This window comes from Staphylococcus sp. 8AQ (genome assembly GCF_902506595.1).
Classification (GTDB): Bacteria; Bacillota; Bacilli; order Staphylococcales; family Staphylococcaceae; genus Staphylococcus; species Staphylococcus pasteuri.
Window position 1 is genome coordinate 1964650 of sequence record NZ_LR733871.1, and the last position, 17862, is coordinate 1982511.

Sequence of the window (17862 nt, forward strand, 5' to 3'; positions counted from 1 at the left end):
AATCTCATAGATAAAAAGGTAATTTCTATATTATTTCAATAGAAGTTACCTTTTTTCTCTTGTTCAAGAACTTTATGTCTCTGCCTCATTTATTATTTCTCTCGTTGTATTATTGTAGCTGGGCCGTTATTGACAATATCATAAAAATATTGAATCAATTCTTCTTTCGATATACGGTTAGGATCCTCTACCCAATGACGTATAAATGAAAGCCCCGCTCCAGATACATAACTCATAAAATAAGAAAATGGTATGTTACCAATTTTATTATTGTCGTTTTTAAAATGATTTAAATGTCCTGTGATAAGTTCATATAGCTTCTCATGCAAATTGGAATCCTTACCAATATTAAACATAAGTTGATAAAACGACATATTCTCTTCTATATTACCAATTAAAAACTCCATAATCGTACGTATATTATCAGCTGATATTGCTTTATTACTATATACATCATTTTCTTCAATAAATACTTTAATTTCATTAACCTGCTCATCTTCCATTTGTTCTAATAAATCATATTTATCTATGTAATGCGTATAAAATGTACTACGATTGACGTCTGCTAAATCAGAAATTTGTTGAACTGTAATTTGTTCTAATTCCTGTTTATGCAATAAATCGATAAATGCTTGTCTGATTGCTTGCTGTGATTTTCTAACGCGTCGATCTTGCGGCATAATGTCACATCCTTTATCTCTATACAACAAGTATACGTTGTTTGTTGGTTATTACACAAATTAAGGACATTGATGATTGGAATTCTGATTATTACCTCTTATCATGAAGGTGTAAAGAAAAAGAAATCATGTAAAGGATGATTCATATGACAAGCAATTTATTAGGAAATCCAAAATTAACTGTTACAGATGTTAGCGATGTTAAAGAAGGTTTAAATCATATTGTTCTAGATAGTGTACAATTTGGTAATCAAGAAATGATTATGGAAAAAGATGTTACTGTTGAAATGAAAGATGGCGAAAATTTATATGTGAATATTTTCCGTCCTAACAAAGAAGGTCAATTCCCAGTAGTGATGTCTGCAGATACGTATGGTAAAGATAACAAACCAAAAATAACTAATATGGGTGCTAATTGGCCAACATTAGGCGCTATACCTACTTCAAGCTTCACGCCTGAAGAATCACCAGATCCAGGTTTCTGGGTCCCTCAAGATTATGTTGTTATCAAAGTTGCATTGCGAGGTAGTTCAAAATCAAATGGTGTCTTATCTCCATGGTCAAAACGTGAAGCAGAAGATTACTATGAAGTGATTGAATGGGCTGCACAACAAGAATGGAGTAATGGTAATATCGGAACTAATGGTGTTTCATATCTTGCAGTTACACAATGGTGGGTTGCGTCATTAAATCCTCCTCATTTAAAAGCTATGATTCCATGGGAAGGTTTAAACGATATGTATCGTGAAGTTGCTTTCCACGGTGGTATTCCAGATACAGGATTCTATCGTTTCTGGATTCAAGGAATCTTTGCGAGATGGACAGATAATCCAAATATTGAAGATTTAATTCAAGCTCAAAAAGACCATCCATTATTTGATGATTTCTGGAAACAACGCCAAGCACCACTTCATCAAATCAAAACACCTATCTTAGCTTGTGCAAGTTGGTCAACTCAAGGTTTACACAATCGTGGTTCATTTGAAGGATTTAAACAAGCAAGCTCAGAAGACAAATGGCTATATATCCATGGTCGTAAAGAGTGGGAAAGTTATTATGCTAGAGAAAATCTTGAACGTCAAAAAGCGTTCTTCGATTATTACCTAAAAGAAGAAGATAATGATTGGAAAGACACACCAACTGTCACTTATGAAGTAAGAGACCAATTCTATAGAGGTGAATTCAAAACAGCAACATCATTCCCATTACCAAATACTGAATATACTCCTCTATATTTAAATGGTAAAGAATTAACATTAAATCAAAATGCTGTCTCTGAAGAAAATACAACTAGTTATGATTCTGAAAATGAACAAGACGAAGTACGCTTCAGTTATACATTTGATAAAGATACAGAATTAGTAGGTAATATGAACTTAAAATTATGGGTAAGTACAGATGATACAGACGATATGGATTTATTTGCAGGTATTAAAAAATTAGATCGTCGTGGTAATGAAGTGCACTTCCCTGACTTTAACCATATTGAAGATGGTCAAGTTGCAACTGGTTGGTTACGTGCTTCACATCGCGAATTAGATCAAGAAAAATCAACCATTGCTCAACCTTGGCATACACATGAACAAGAATTAAAACTTAATAATGGTGAAGTCGTTCCTGTAGAAATTGAACTTCTACCTTCAGGTACATTATTTAAACAAGGCGAAACACTAGAAGTTGTCGTCAAAGGAAGCGAAGTAGTAAAAGGTAATAGTACACCAGGTATGAGTACACGTTATGAACATAACGAAACAGTAAATAAAGGACATCATCATATTCACACTGGCGGACAATACGATTCTCAACTAATCATTCCCATAACAAAATAAATATATTAAAATGACCACTCAAAAGGATTGCTCCTTTTGGGTGGTCATTTATTATTAATTATTTTCTGGAACTTTTAGTATCCAGAACCTACTTTTTCTCCGTCTTCATCATATTCAGTTACATAACCGTCATCTGAATCTACAGTATATGAACCTGCTAAATCACCATCTTTATCTTCAAATGAGAATCCCCATTTGCCATCATCTGTTTTTTCAGGTTCTTTGTACGTATATTCATCTGTATCTAATGTATGTCCTTCATATGACTCAACTTTGTCGATAACGTTATCACGAGTTACTTCTTCTGAATCACTGTCGCTGTCATCATCATCGTCTGATTCCATTTTCTTATCGTAATAATCATCTATAGCGTCTTCATCAAATTTGACTGTTACGTCTGATACGCCATTATCTTCTTCACTAGCACTTGAAACATTTACAGAACTTGATTTAAATGTTTCACCTTCTAAAGTACCTTGTGCATATACGATGACATCTTCGTCAGGATCATAAGGACCAAATGTATCAGATTCATCGCCTTCATTTTTATCGTTCACATAGATGTTAATATCATCTAACATTGAACCACCTTCAGTAGTTACGTTGAATCGCTTTTGTCTAAATGATTCTTTCGCAATACCGTCTTCCTCACTCATAGTAATGTTAATCGCACCATCGAATGTTTTACCTTCCATTTTCTTAGAGGCCTTTAAATTATAATCTCCAATTGGGAACGTGCCCATTGGTTTATTTTCAGCTTCATCAACAGAAAGATGATGTTTTTCCCCATTAAATTTATAAGTAATATCACCGGTATCAGTAGGTTCAATATATACCTTTTTTTGTGGAATATTGAATTTATAGTTATTAAAGAATAAATATTTTTTGCCGTCTTTTTCAATATTTAATACATTATCATCGTCTGTATTAACAGATAAACTATGATATTTACCGTGCTCAACTTCTTTCGTATTACTTTCAATTTGGTTTGCTACGTTAGTTAAGTCGCCTTCAGCCTTGAGGTAATTTAAATAAGCACGTGCTTCTTGTTCACTCAATTTATTATCTGCTGAAGTCACTTGTTTAGCTAGACCTTTTGCATCATCTTTCTTAACTGCATGTGCGATTTGGTCTGCTTGTTTTTCAGGTGAAAATTGATGTTTTAAAATCGCAAAGATAGCAATTAACATTGCTAAAACAACTGCAACTATAACAATGATTAATATTGTTTTTTTCTTACTTTTCTTCGGTTGTGGTTCATATTGTTGATACATAGGTGCATTATTATAACCTTGGTTATGTTGTTGTGAATGAGTATGATTGTGAGAATTTTGTTGTGAATACTGAGATGCGTTAACTGGTGCCCCACAATTAGTACAAATTTTAACGTCTTGGCGTAAGGGTTTACCGCAATTACTACAATATTTCATTAATAACCACTACCTCCACCGAATAAGTTATTAAAGAATGAATCTCTTGTTTCATCAAATGATTCTAAAATACTTGAAAGTGTTACTTCTCCGAAAATTCTCATCAAGATAAAAATAACAATTAAGTAAATAACAATACCATAAAAACTTGAAAATCTAGTGAAGTTAATACCACTATATTTCGCAATTAAATATACACCAGAAGCTACAAGTATAACGAAAGATAACATTAAGACAACCATGCCAAATGTGTATGCTTCCATAACTAATAGAATGATAGATACAAGTAACATTGCAACTGTGACACTATTAATTAATATGAAATCAGAAAATACCTTTTTAAATGATATCGCTTGAACTACAACTAATCTTGTCATTCCGAATATTGTACCTACAATTGCAGCTAAAAGAATAATTAAGCTAATAATAATAGAGAACACGATTTTGGATTCTGAAGTAAATAAAGATACTTCTTCTGGAATAGCTAAGAAAAGAATGATTGCAAGTACGATTAATCCAATTGCTAATAGTGAACCTAATAATTTAAAACTGAATGTATGAGTACTTTTAATCTCTCTATCAGGATCTACAAAAGCACTTTTGAAGAAACCTTTACTTTCTTGAGTCACTTCTTTAGCTTGTTCACTAAACTGATTTGTTTGTTGTTGATACTGATGTGGTTGTTGTTGGTACTGTTGATTTTGATTATAGTTTTGATATTGATTCTGGTATTGGTTCTGATTTGGATTTGGATTTGGATTTGGATTTTGATTTTGATTCTGGTTTGGGTTTTGATTTTGGTATTGCTGTTGTGTGTTGTTAGGTTGTGAGTGTTGGTATTGATTGTGATTTGCGTGAGTTTCTGCAGATGCATTACTTTGATTCATTGATTGTGATTGTTCATGTGAGGCATTGCTAGTAGAATTCATTGTGCTATTATGAGTTGATTGAGTGGCCTGTTGTTTATTTGAGTGAGAATCAGCTTGTTTAATATCGTCCTCTGCTGATGTAACTGCATTAGATTGACGATTAACTTTTGTGCCGCATTCTCCACAAAATACATCATCTTGTTCGATTTGATGACCACAATTAGGGCATTTCATAATGGTACCTCCAGTATTTTATTGTTTATCTTTGCAAATTATAACATTTTATTTATGTTGTTTTCTATGAAATTTCAAATATTTTTAAAAACCTTTAATAAAGTTTGTTATATTTTTAGATATATCAAATACCTTAATAGATATTTTTACTAAAAAAATATTTTTTAATAGATAGTAAGTAGTTGGTAACACAATTAGTCCTAATATAAAAAGCGTTTTATTTTTTAATTTAAAGTCACACAAAAATACGATGTATTGTAAATAAGAAAGCTAGTAAACGAGTTTTTGATAAACTCATTTACTAGCCATTTTTCTAAAAGATATGTCCCAAGTTCTTAATTGTTATTATTTATTTTTATGTATTTTCTTATTTAGTTGAGGATCAGATTTACTAAACACTTCTGCTTCATTAAATGTAAGAACAACATTAACAGGACTTTCATCACTATTAATAGATGGTACATTCACTTCATTTGATTTAAATGCTTGGTTCCCTACATAACCTACACCATACACAAGCAAGTCATCTTCTCCACTAAAAGGTCCATAAGTAATATAGTCTTTTAATCTACCAACATTTTTATCATTAATTACTAAATCCATTTTATTAAACATATAACTATTTTTAGTTGTTACTTTAAATCGTTTTTCACTAAAATCTTCTTTAGCTAAAGTACCATATTTTTTCAAACTAAAAATAATATTACCGTCATATGTACGATTTCCGATTTTTTTAGTCGCGTCTAATTTATATTCACCTAAAGGTACAGCATTTAAACTAACGATATGACCTTTTACTAAACGTACATCATACTTTTTGTTATTTAAACGATATGTCAATTTACCATTATCTTTAGCATCTAATGTAAAGTTAAATCGTGGTATTTCAAATTGAAAGTTTTTAAACAAACCGAATAAATGAATCTGTTGATGTATCGTTAAGATTGTTACTCCTTCTAATTCAACATCTTGTGTTTTACCTTTATTTTGTTTTAAATGATATGCTGCCGATGTTAATTGATGTAAGAATTTTTTATTACCACCAAATGAATTGATCAAAGATACATATGCCTTAGCTTCTTCATTTGTTAATTGTTGATTATTGGATATTACTAATTCAATCAATTGGTCCGTATTTTTATGATCGATTGCATCTGAAAATAATTGAACCTTTTTATCTAGTGCGTTTTCTAATCTATAGAAAGATAAAATACTAATTAATATGATCGTCATCAAACAAAGTACCAGTATTATAAGTGACAATGGTTTTTTAGGTTTGCGAAATCGACACCTTTTAGACGCATGAGAAGCATGAATTTGATGCGAATATCTTTCTGTATATTTTTTTGTAGCTAACATAGAATGATAACATCTTGTGCAGTAATCATTATTAATATACATAGGTTTCTTGCATTGTTTACAGTAAGCCATTAAAACCACTATCCCATAATTTCATAAGATAATCGTTGATTAATTGTTCTATAATCATATGACCTAATAAATAAACTAAAATTGTCATTACCAATTGATAGATAATGATACTATATATGCTTGCGATTTTTGTACTATACATAACACTATATTTAGCCAAAATATATGACGGTGAAATGATATATAACATAACACAAGCAACAACTAAGATAATGATAGCTAATTTTGTTACGCCTAGTATAGCTAATATCAATCCTATTAATAATGTTATGACTGAAAACGTATTAACGACAATGAAATCAGACACGACCTTGTGAAGTTGGACTTTCGTATTTAAACTTATTTTCAAAACACTATACAACACGCCAATTGATAAAGTTGTACTACCTAACATTATCATCAATATATAGAAAGTTATCTTTAAAGGTGAGCTGCTTGCCATAAATAAAAATAAATCTGAAGATAAAATGATTATTAGTAAAGTACTCAACAACGTTCCTATACATACTAATGATAATAAAAAACGATAATTAAATGTGACTTGATTCTCAAAAATATCATCCACAGATTTAAATACATGGGTGAAGAATTTTTTACCTTCAATTTGTAAATCTTTAAAGAAATTTTCCATCGATGACATATTATCATCTGTTATTTCTTCAACAAATGAGTCATTTTCTTCAAGTGTAGATCGCTTTCTCGTTGTTTGATGAACCGATGTCGTCTTTTTATATAATTGACGTTCATTATTATCATCATCTTCTTTCTGAGATTGCTTTGAAGTACTTTGAAGTTGTTGGTCCTCTGTCATTGTAGATGCTGTTGGAACGTTTTGTGTCGCTTCATCTGGTTTAATTATTTCTGCACCACATTGAACACAAAATCGATCTTCTGGTTGATGATTCTGACCACAATTAAGACATTTCATGAATTTTTAATTCCTCCACTATAACTATTTAGATAGATTATATTACATTTCAACACCCTATTCTATATTATTTTTATTTTATTTATTAATATTTAAAAAGTCCTAACAATAAATTATACTAATTTGTTAGGACTTGCATTTATATATTTAATTATCACTGTTATAAAACAATTGTGTTTTCTTTTTCATGTATCATTTCAATGATGTCATTATGTTCATTCAATACAGCTACTTTTGGTGCATGATGCTTAATTTCTTCTTCATTTAATTGAGCATAAGTCATAATTATAACTACATCATCTATTTCAACTAAACGAGCTGCAGCACCATTCAAGCAAATCTTACCAGTACCTCTTTCACCAGCAATGACATAAGTTTCAAAGCGCGCACCGTTATTATTATTTACGATTGCAACCTTTTCATTTGGTAATATATCAACCGCATCTAAAATATCTGAGTCAATCGTGATACTGCCAACATAGTTTAAGTTAGCTTCTGTCACCCTTGCTCTATGAATTTTAGAATTCATCATTGTTCTTATCAACTTATTCAGCTCCAATTATTATATTATCTATCAAACGTGCTTTTGAAAATTTAACGGCTAATGAAATAAAGATTTGACCTTCAATTTTAGTTTGTTCTTCTAACTCTGGATAACTATAGATAGCCACTTCATCTACTTGACCACTTGTGTAATCAAGTAAATATTGAGTAATTTCATCTATAATAACCGAACTATTGCGTTCTCCATTATTATATAATTCACGTGCTAATTTCAAACTCTTACTTAAATGAACCGCTTCTTGTCTTTCCTCTACTGTTAAGTAAACATTTCTTGAACTTTTTGCTAATCCATCTTTTTCTCGAACAATATCCACACCTATAATTTCAATTGGCTGATTAAAATCTTTGACCATTTTTTCTACGATTGCCAGTTGTTGCGCATCCTTTTTACCAAAGTAAGCATAATCTGGACTTACAATATTAAACAATTTATTAACTACAGTTACAACACCTTCGAAATGTCCCGGACGTTGTGCACCTTCAAGTACATGTGCTAATTTACCAATTTTAAGTGTTACACCTAGTTCATCAGGATACATTTCTTCTACACTTGGATAAAACACATAATCCACATCAATTTGTTCTATCATTTCAACATCTTTATCAATTTGGCGAGGATATGCATCAAAATCTTCATTAGGTCCAAATTGTAGCGGATTAACAAAAATACTCACTACAGTTACATCATTAAATTCTGATGATAATTCCATCATTTTCAAATGACCTTCGTGTAAAGCACCCATAGTAGGTACAAAACCTATCGTTTGTCCGTGTGTCTTATATTCTTTAGCAATATTTTGCATTTCACTTACCGTTGTTATCACTTTAGTCATTGTTATTTACCTCACTCATAATTTTTTTCTTATACGTGTGTGTTTCAGTGGGAAATGCGCCTGATTTAACTTCTTCATTGTACTGTTTTAAACCATTAATACCAATTGAAAAGTCACTATATTGCTTAACAAATTTTGCATGACGTTCAACACCATAGTTGAGCATGTCATGATAAACCAATACTTGCCCATCAGTGTCTTTTCCTGCACCGATACCTATGACTGGAATCGACAATTTTTCACTAATTACTTGGGCAAGATCACTTGGTATTGCTTCAAGAACTAATGCAACTGCACCCGATTCTTCCATAAGGCGAGCATCTTCAATTAATTGTAAAGCTGCTTCTTTAGTACTACCTTGTAATTTGTATCCTGTTACGCCTACACTTTGTGGTGTTAAACCTAAATGAGCTACAACGGGAATACCCATTCTAGTCGCTTTTTTTATAAACGTTGCTAAATGTGCACCTTCCGCTTTAATCGCATTTGCGTTCGTTTGTTGGTATAAATCTAAAGCATGTTGTAAATCCAACTCATCACTGATACCAACCGTACCAATTGGCATATCTACGACTACAAACGTGTCTGGCGCTCCACGACGTACGGCTTTTGCGTGGTGTATCATATCATCTATTGTAACTTGAACTGTACTTTCGTAACCTAACACAGTCATCCCTAAGGAATCTCCCACTAGTATCATATCTATATTTGCTTCTTGTGCTTGTTTTGCACTAGGAAAATCATAAGCAGTAACCATTGAAATTTTGTTACCTATTTGTTTCATTTCAATTAACTGAGCTAAAGTTTTCAATTCAATTCATCCTCAATTTCCTATATTATTAGCAATAGTATAATGAATCTAATCAAGAAAGGAAAGCATAAATATTATGACAATTGGTGTTATTGGTCCTGGAGCTGTTGGAACGACTATAGCTATTGAATTACAAAAGAAATATCCTGACACTTTATTAATTGGTAAAAAAAGACAAGAATTACATTATTTCCCAGAAAATGAAAAAGAAGCAATCACAATGTCTGTTACACCTTATCAAAATATAATTCAACCTCTTGATGTACTATTCATTGCCGTTAAAACATACCAACTAGATTCTGTACTTTCAAAATTATCTTCAATCATACATGAAAATACATTAATTATCCTTGCTCAAAATGGATATGGATATCTAGAGAAAATTCCTTATGAACATGCATATCAAGCTGTAGTCTATATCAGTGGTCAGAAAAACAATAATAATATCGTGCATTATAGAGACTATTGTCTTCATTTGAAAGATACAACAAGAACAAGACAATTACAAAAGTTAACTAACAAAACTAAAATTGAAATAATACTTGAAGATAATATTGAACAAAAAATATGGTATAAACTATTAGTCAATTTAGGAATTAATTCAATAACAGCAGTAGGTCGTGATACAGCTAAAATTTTGCATTCAGCTCATATTAAACATATTTGTAGAGAAATTATTTCAGAGGGTATTACAGTAGCAAATGCTGAGGGAATCACTTTTGATGAAAGCACGCTAAACTCTATTATGACAATATATGAAGGTTATCCTGATCAAATGGGAACAAGTATGTATTACGATATCATGTCAGATCGGCCTTTAGAAATGGAAGCAATACAGGGCTATATATACAATAAGGCACGACAACATCAATTACACACGCCTTATTTAGATACTATTTATTCATTTTTATCTAGCTATCAACAACGTATTATTCAAAATTCAAGTTCACAATAATTTATTTTTATAGACAAACAAAAAAACTGAGACGTGATCTATCACGCCTCAGTTTTACTATAATTATTCAGCTTCTCTTATTTCATCTGCAATATCTTTATAATCAATATCAGCATTTGTAAATGTTTCATCATATGATGGGAAATGTTGTTCAAATGTTTCGAAGTTTTGTATTTCAACTTTAACGTCTTCGACTTCAAAGTCTAATACGTGACCACCAAAGTTACGATCATCGTTAGCGAAATGAACATGGAAACCTGCTGAACCTACACCATGGAATAATTCTGGTGTAAAGAAACCAACTACAGAACCTTTGATATTCGTTTCAGTTTGTTCAGGTTGTCTACGTGCTGAATCAATTAAACGAGTATACGGTGGTTCTTGACCTGGCATCATACGTACATGCATTTTTTTGAAAACTCCAGAAATTTTTACTGCTGAGAATAAATTTTCACTAAGCATTTTTTCTTTCACTTCATTAAAGACCGCTTCAGATGATTTATCTTTAGTTTGATAAGTCGTATCTGCTGTGAATTTTGCTACTGTAGCATAAGGTGTTAATTCATCGCCTTTTAATTCAACAAATTCTTTATGTTCATTAGCATGATAAGCTTTACCATCAATAAATATTACTTCCCCATTAGAACCAGTAAGTGTTGCTATTCCTAAATCACCATGTTCTAATAGTTCATTAATTGATGCAGTCCCTTTTAGTAATCCTGCCATCAATGTTCCTAATGTACCGTGTTGGTATAAGACATTAGTCATAAACAATTTCACTCCTAATTCGTGTTCATCTTTATTAGTTAAATGCGTCAGGTAACATGTTTGTAGAAAGCTTCATGTTATCTTTATAGTTAACTGGAATATCAATCAATACTGGACCATCAGTGTCATATCCTTCTTTGATAGCTGCTTCTAGTTCTTCTTGGTTAGTGACACGTATTCCTTTAGCACCAAATGCTTCGGCATATTTTACATAGTCAACTGAACCAAAATCTACACCTGATGAACGTTCATATTTCATTTCTTCTTGGAATTCGACCATATTATATTTACCATCATTCCAAATTAATTGAATGATATTTAAATTTTTACGCACGGCTGTTTCTAAATCTTGTGCTGAGAATAAGAAACCACCATCTCCAGCAACTGAAACAACTTGTGTATTTGGTCTTACAAGTGCAGCTGAAATAGCCCAAGGTAAAGCAACACCTAATGTTTGCATACCATTACTGAATAGTAAATGTCTTGGATTATAGCTTCTGAACTTACGAGCCATCCATATATAGTGACTACCTACGTCCACTGTCACAGTTGTATCATCAGTCAGCATTTTTTGCATTGATTCGATAATTTCGATTGGATGTAACACACCGTCTTCATGTGTTGCTTTAATACCAGTTTCTTCAATAATATGCGCTCTTAATTTTTCTAATTCATCTAAATGTTGTTGATTAATAAATGGTTCATCAACTTTGTTAGAAATGATTTCAATTGTTCCTGCAATATTACCAATTAATTCTTTCATTGGTTGCATATAATTAGTAATTTCTGCTGGAATTTCATCAATATTGATAATTTTAGTATCTAATTCTTTATTCCAGTTACTTGCTTCATATTCAATTGGATCATAACCTATTGTAACTACTAAATCACTTTTGCGAAGTAATTCATCACCAACTTGGTTACGGAACAATCCTACACGACCAAAGAAATGATTTTCTAATTCACGACTAATCACGCCAGCACCTTGGAACGTTTCTACAACTGGTAAATTGGTTTTTTCAACTAATTTACGAATTGCGTTCGTTTCGTTAGCACTTGAACTTCTCATACCAGCAAGTAAAACAGGGAATTCAGCATTTTTAATCTTTTCAATCACATCATTAATATCTTGTTCACTTGGAATACCTAGACTAGGTTTTTCACAATGTGCGATTGCTTTAGATTGAACTGGTGCTGAAATGACATCTTGCGGAATACTAATAAAGCTTGCACCATTTTTACCTGATGTCGCTGTTCTCATTGCATTTGTCATAACTTCTGATAAAGATTCAGGATCTTGAACTTCTTCACTATATTTTGTTGAATATTTTAATAAAGCAGCATTGTCGATACTTTGATGTGTTAAACGAAGTAAGTCATTACGTTTAACTTGTCCTCCTAATGCTAATACGGGATCTCCTTCAGATGTTGCTGTTAATAATCCAGTAGTCAAGTTACTCACTCCTGGACCACTTGTAACAAGTGCGACACCTGGTTTACCAGTTAATCGTCCTATACCTTGTGCCATCATTGCCGCGTTTTGCTCGTGACGCGTTACAATAAGTTCTGGTCCGTCGTCTTCCAATGCATTGAATAAATAATCAATTTTTGCACCTGGAATACCAAATACGTACTCAATACCATTATTTTTAAAAGTATCAATTACCATATCGGCTGCAGTATATTGTTTGTCTGCCATGCTATTCATTTCCTTCCATTTTTCACATATTTATTTTATCGTGACGATAACATCAGTGTGAAAATGATTCCCCATTACTTGATAAAATATTTAAAGTATATTCTGATAGATTAATCTAAAAGATGTTTCACTGAATCATAAGTTGTTTCTAATGCTTCAACAGATTGTTTGAATAATTCTTTTTCATGATCGCTTAAAGGTGTTTCATAAACCTTGCTTGCACCATTTTCATTGATTAAAGTTGGTACACCAACATATACACCATTAAATCCATATTCACCATTCAATTGTGAAGATACAGTTAATACATTGTTTTCATTATTTAATAATGCTTTTGAAATTCTTAATAATGCTAGTGCAATACCATAATAAGTTGAACCTTTAGCTTGAATGATTTCATAAGCAGCATCTCTTGTTTGTTCATAAATTTCTTGTGCTTTAGCTTCGCTACCAGTTTGTTCTTTAAGTGTGTCATAAACTGAAATACCAGCAATGTTGGCTTTTGACCATACAGCTAATTCAGAATCACCGTGTTCACCAATAATTGAAGCGTGGACACTTGCAGGTGCTACATTCAATTCTTTACTAATTAAATATCTAAGTCTTGAAGAGTCTAATACTGTACCTGAACCGATAACGCGTTCAGCTGGTAATCCAGTTAACTCTTTAACATAACGAGTTAAGATATCTACTGGATTTGCAGCGATTAAGAAGTAACCATCAAAACCACTATCCATAATACTAGTTACAATATCTTTCATGATTTTTGTGTTTTTCTCTACTAATTGTAAACGTGTTTCACCTGGTTTTTGTGGTGCTCCAGCTGTAATTACAACTAAATCTGCATCATTACAATCACTATATTCTCCAGCTTTAACGACAACTGGTGAATCACTATGAAGTGCGCCGTGGTTTAAGTCTTGAACGTCAGCATTAACTTTATCTTTAGCAATATCGATAATTACGAATTCATCTGCAACACCTTGAGTTACCATTGCAAATGCATAACTAGATCCTACTGAGCCATCTCCAACTAAAACAACTTTTTTACCAAATTTTTTCATATCGAAAAACTCCTTCATTTTTGATGAGACTGAATACAAAGCATATGTTATCGCCTCATACATATATTTAATTACATATAATCCACTTTCATTTTAAATATACTTTATTAATATTTGTGTGTAAACATACAAGGGTTCAAATGATGTTAACGTCACTAATTTGTTGGTTTTAAGTTCCCTACGCACTTAATTATAGTAGTTTGTGAAGTATTAATAAAATACATAATTTCGATTAATAACATTCCAAAAAGGAATAGGTTTGATATAGAAAAAAGTAATAGAAAAAATACTTCAATGTACATGTCCATTAAAGTATTTTTTACTGTTCTGATATTAAATTAAATGTCTATTTCGTTCTTAAGTCTTTTATAAATTGAATCCATTCACGTGTTACAAAATTAAGATATGCATCTCTTCTCCAAATTAAACCTAGATGCCATGATAAATCTGCATTTTCTAATTGTAATGCTTTTACATTATCTCCCATTAAACGAACTAAACTCTCTGGTACCACGCTAATTCCGATACCTTGACTAATCATATTCGCTATAAAACTAATTTGAGATATATTAGCTACAGTCTTAGGATAAAATCCTAGTCGCTTACAGTTTTCAATAATTTGATCTTTAAGATAATAATCATCATGGAACAATACAAATTCTTCCTCTTTAAGTTCAGCTAAATCGACTTTTTCTTGTTGTGCTAGTGAATGATTTTTACTAACCACTAACAATAACTCTTCATTATATAGTGAAACTGAATGAAATAATGATGCATCGACAGGTAACGTCGTAATTCCAATATCTACTTCATCTGTTTCTGTGAGGTTCTCAACTATTTTACCTCCACCTTCCATGACTTCATAAGTCACTTTCGGATATAACTGGTGAAATTGATTCAAACTATCAGTAAATAATTGAACATTCATCATTGGTGACAAGGCTATTCTAATATGTCCTTTTTGCACATTCATGACATCATTCATCTCTAATGATAGTTTTTCAAATAACGCTAAAAATTCTAAACTGTTATCATAAAATGTCTGACCAATATCTGTCAGTTTGATTTGCTTTTGAGAACGATCGAATAATGTTATATCGTATTCATTTTCTATACTTTTGATTGCTTTACTTATCGTTGACTGTGCGATATATAGATGTTCTGATGCTTGCGTCATACCACCACGTCTGACTGTTTCAACAAAGTATTTGATTTGTTTTATTTCCATAGCTTTTACCTCTTAAATTAAAGTTTAGTAGTTATTCAGCTGTATGTTCTCTTCTATAAATTAATGAACTGTAAAATATAAAAATGACTATCAATATTGTTGCCGCAACTAATATGGCATAAGTTCCTAAAAATAGTTGAACTTCTGCTGAGACGATGGCACCAATAATAAAGCTTAATACTATTCTAATGTAAAGTTGAGCCTTTCTCAATTGAGCCTTATCCCTATTTAACATATACTCACTCAATGCAATGACACCATTCTTAATGTTTCCTGTAGAGAAGGTATTATTATATCCTTCACCCTCAATTTTACTAAAAGATGTTGTAAGCATTGCCATACCAAATGCTAGTGGAGGGAGAATATATAAATTTGAAACAGAAGTAGGTAAAAACCCGACAATAATACAACTTAATGTGATAGGCACTAAAGATACTAATCTCCAATATCGTGTTGCCATTTGATGATGGATTAAAGAGACGAACATGACACCAACCATAAATGAAATGACTGACGAAATTTTTAACATTCCTCCATTTAAATCACTATGTGATAACTCTGACGCAAGAAATATAATATTTCCTGTTTGTCCGGCTGCCAGTGTGCCACCCCTAGTTAAGAAGGTATATGCATCAATATATCCGCCTACAAAGGTAAGAAGTACGGCAATTTCTTTACTTTGATATATGTTCTCTCTAATAAATTTTTCTAAAGCCACATTTATCGCCTCTATTTTTTACTTTTAAAATATTAAAACGTGATAATCTTTATTTTATTGATAAGTTCAATATAACTCTATTGTAAAGAATAAATTGTAAAAAGCTAAAATATAGTTCACATTTATTAAAAAAATACTTTTTATAGGGTTATTTTCTGTTATAATCAAGTTTATCCTTTTATATTTGAATATTTTGTCAACAATATCCTCCAATTAAAACGGAAAGTTTTAATTTTTCAGAATTTTTAGACAAAATATAAACGATTTATGCTATTATATAAATTATTAAAATGACAGTTAAATATAACTCATTTATTTACGGAGGTTTAGTATGTCTAGTTTTTTAAAACGTTTAACACAAAAAGAAGATCCATCCATCTATCAAAGTAAAGATGGTCATTTAAAAAGAACTTTACGTGTTCGTGATTTTCTTGCATTAGGTGTGGGTACTATCGTTTCCACATCAATATTTACATTACCTGGGGTAGTAGCTGCGGAACATGCAGGTCCAGCAGTAGCTCTATCATTTTTATTAGCAGCTATTGTAGCCGGATTAGTTGCATTTACATATGCAGAGATGGCCTCTACAATGCCCTTTGCTGGTTCTGCTTATTCATGGATCAATGTCTTATTTGGTGAATTCTTTGGTTGGGTTGCAGGATGGGCCTTATTAGCAGAATACTTCATTGCCGTTGCATTCGTTGCATCTGGTTTCTCGGCCAATTTAAGGGGTCTAATTAAGCCTCTTGGTATAGAATTACCTAAAGCATTATCGAATCCATTAGGTAGTAATGGTGGTGTCATTGATATTGTCTCTGCCATTGTTATTATTTTAACTGCATTACTTTTATCAAGAGGTATGAGTGAAGCTGCTCGTATGGAAAATATTTTAGTAATTTTAAAAGTATTAGCTATCATATTATTTGTAATTGTAGGTTTAACTGCCCTTAACTTTAGCAATTATGTTCCATTTATTCCTGAACATAAAGTAACTGATGCAGGTGATTTCGGTGGTTGGCAAGGTATTTATGCTGGCGTATCTATGATTTTCTTAGCATATATTGGATTTGATTCAATCGCTGCTAACTCTGCAGAAGCGGTTAACCCTTCTAAAACAATGCCTAGAGGTATTTTAGGGTCTTTAGTCATTGCTGTTGTATTATTTGTAGCGGTAGCATTAGTATTAGTAGGTATGTTCCATTACAGTCAGTACGCTGATAATGCTGAGCCTGTAGGTTGGGCATTACGTGAAAGTGGTCATGGTATTATTGCAGCTATAGTACAAGCTATCTCAGTTATTGGTATGTTTACTGCTTTAATTGGAATGATGTTAGCAGGTTCAAGATTGCTATATTCATTTGGACGTGATGGTTTGTTACCTGCTTGGTTAGGAAAACTTAACAACAAACATTTACCAAATAGATCCTTAGTTATTTTAACAATCGTCGCCGTTATTATTGGATCAATGTTCCCATTTGCTTTCTTAGCACAATTAATTTCAGCTGGAACATTAATAGCATTTATGTTTGTTTCGTTAGCAATGTATCAACTTAGAAAACGTGAAGGTAAAGACTTACCTGTTCCATCGTTTAAGTTACCATTGTATCCAGTATTACCAGCAGTAACTTTTATCCTTGTTCTATTAGTATTCTGGGGATTAAGTTTTGAAGCTAAATTATATACATTAATTTGGTTTATTGTTGGTATAGTCATTTATCTATTTTATGGAATGAGACATTCTAAAAAAGACCGTGACGATGCATATCACTCACCTAAAAAATCTTAAAAACATAAAAAGAGAGTTCCACGAAGTTTAATTCA

At 31.8% G+C, this 17862-nt stretch carries 16 protein-coding genes; 3 read left to right on the forward strand and 13 right to left on the reverse strand.

Translation table 11 applies throughout. The features are described 5' to 3' along the window. Positions 1–92 precede the first annotated feature (92 nt). Positions 93–680: a TetR/AcrR family transcriptional regulator gene (locus tag GVY01_RS09780; protein WP_017636614.1), complete on the reverse strand. Its 588-nt coding sequence runs from the start codon at positions 678–680 to the stop codon at positions 93–95. Positions 681–826: 146 nt separating this feature from the next. Between GVY01_RS09780 and GVY01_RS09785 the strand changes: the two genes are divergently transcribed. Continuing rightward, positions 827–2509, forward strand: a complete 1683-nt coding sequence (locus GVY01_RS09785; protein ID WP_017636615.1) for a CocE/NonD family hydrolase — start codon at positions 827–829, stop codon at positions 2507–2509. A 74-nt stretch (positions 2510–2583) separates the two neighbouring features. On the opposite strand, the gene GVY01_RS09790 is transcribed toward GVY01_RS09785, so the two are convergent. From GVY01_RS09790 to panB, 7 genes are all read right to left on the reverse strand, one after another. Then, a complete protein-coding gene (locus tag GVY01_RS09790) occupies positions 2584–3939 on the reverse strand; it encodes a zinc ribbon domain-containing protein (protein WP_159333738.1) in 1356 nt (451 codons plus the stop codon). Next, positions 3939–5042, reverse strand: a complete 1104-nt coding sequence (locus GVY01_RS09795; RefSeq protein WP_017636617.1) for a zinc-ribbon domain-containing protein — start codon at positions 5040–5042, stop codon at positions 3939–3941. Before GVY01_RS09795 ends, GVY01_RS09790 begins: the two co-directional genes overlap by 1 nt. Before the next feature lie 345 nt (positions 5043–5387). Beyond that, positions 5388–6275, reverse strand: coding sequence for a TcaA second domain-containing protein (locus GVY01_RS09800; protein WP_017636618.1), 888 nt, complete (start codon positions 6273–6275; stop codon positions 5388–5390). A 184-nt stretch (positions 6276–6459) separates the two neighbouring features. Continuing rightward, positions 6460–7401: a zinc ribbon domain-containing protein gene (locus tag GVY01_RS09805; protein ID WP_017636619.1), complete on the reverse strand. Its 942-nt coding sequence runs from the start codon at positions 7399–7401 to the stop codon at positions 6460–6462. 160 nt (positions 7402–7561) lie between these two features. Then, positions 7562–7945 carry an aspartate 1-decarboxylase gene (panD, locus tag GVY01_RS09810; protein WP_017636620.1) on the reverse strand — a complete coding sequence of 128 codons (384 nt, stop codon included), beginning with the start codon at positions 7943–7945 and terminating at the stop codon, positions 7562–7564. A gap of 1 nt (position 7946) precedes the next feature. Further along, positions 7947–8798, reverse strand: a complete 852-nt coding sequence (panC, locus tag GVY01_RS09815) for a pantoate--beta-alanine ligase (protein ID WP_017636621.1) — start codon at positions 8796–8798, stop codon at positions 7947–7949. Continuing rightward, positions 8791–9609 (reverse strand): 3-methyl-2-oxobutanoate hydroxymethyltransferase, encoded by an 819-nt coding sequence (gene panB / locus GVY01_RS09820; protein WP_017636622.1) that lies wholly within the window; start codon positions 9607–9609, stop codon positions 8791–8793. Before panB ends, panC begins: the two co-directional genes overlap by 8 nt. Positions 9610–9685: 76 nt before the next feature. Between panB and GVY01_RS09825 the strand changes: the two genes are divergently transcribed. Then, entirely contained in the window at positions 9686–10564 is an 879-nt protein-coding gene (locus GVY01_RS09825) for an oxidoreductase (protein ID WP_017636623.1), read from the forward strand. A gap of 63 nt (positions 10565–10627) precedes the next feature. Here GVY01_RS09825 and budA read toward each other — a convergent pair whose 3' ends face one another. The 5 genes from budA to GVY01_RS09850 all read right to left on the reverse strand — a co-directional run bounded on the left by budA (position 10628) and on the right by GVY01_RS09850 (position 16041). Then, complete coding sequence (gene budA / locus GVY01_RS09830) at positions 10628–11332, reverse strand: acetolactate decarboxylase (RefSeq protein WP_017636624.1); 705 nt, start codon at positions 11330–11332, stop codon at positions 10628–10630. A gap of 34 nt (positions 11333–11366) precedes the next feature. Then, complete coding sequence (gene alsS, locus GVY01_RS09835; RefSeq protein ID WP_017636625.1) at positions 11367–13031, reverse strand: acetolactate synthase AlsS; 1665 nt, start codon at positions 13029–13031, stop codon at positions 11367–11369. Positions 13032–13141: 110 nt separating this feature from the next. Then, positions 13142–14095, reverse strand: coding sequence for an L-lactate dehydrogenase (locus GVY01_RS09840; protein ID WP_017636626.1), 954 nt, complete (start codon positions 14093–14095; stop codon positions 13142–13144). 346 nt (positions 14096–14441) lie between these two features. Next, positions 14442–15323, reverse strand: a complete 882-nt coding sequence (gene cidR, locus GVY01_RS09845; RefSeq protein ID WP_017636627.1) for a cidABC operon transcriptional activator CidR — start codon at positions 15321–15323, stop codon at positions 14442–14444. Between the two features lie 31 nt (positions 15324–15354). Continuing rightward, positions 15355–16041 carry a YoaK family protein gene (locus GVY01_RS09850; RefSeq protein ID WP_017636628.1) on the reverse strand — a complete coding sequence of 229 codons (687 nt, stop codon included), beginning with the start codon at positions 16039–16041 and terminating at the stop codon, positions 15355–15357. A 331-nt stretch (positions 16042–16372) separates the two neighbouring features. Between GVY01_RS09850 and GVY01_RS09855 the strand changes: the two genes are divergently transcribed. Next, a complete protein-coding gene (locus tag GVY01_RS09855) occupies positions 16373–17827 on the forward strand; it encodes an APC family permease (RefSeq protein WP_159333739.1) in 1455 nt (484 codons plus the stop codon). Positions 17828–17862 lie beyond the last annotated feature (35 nt).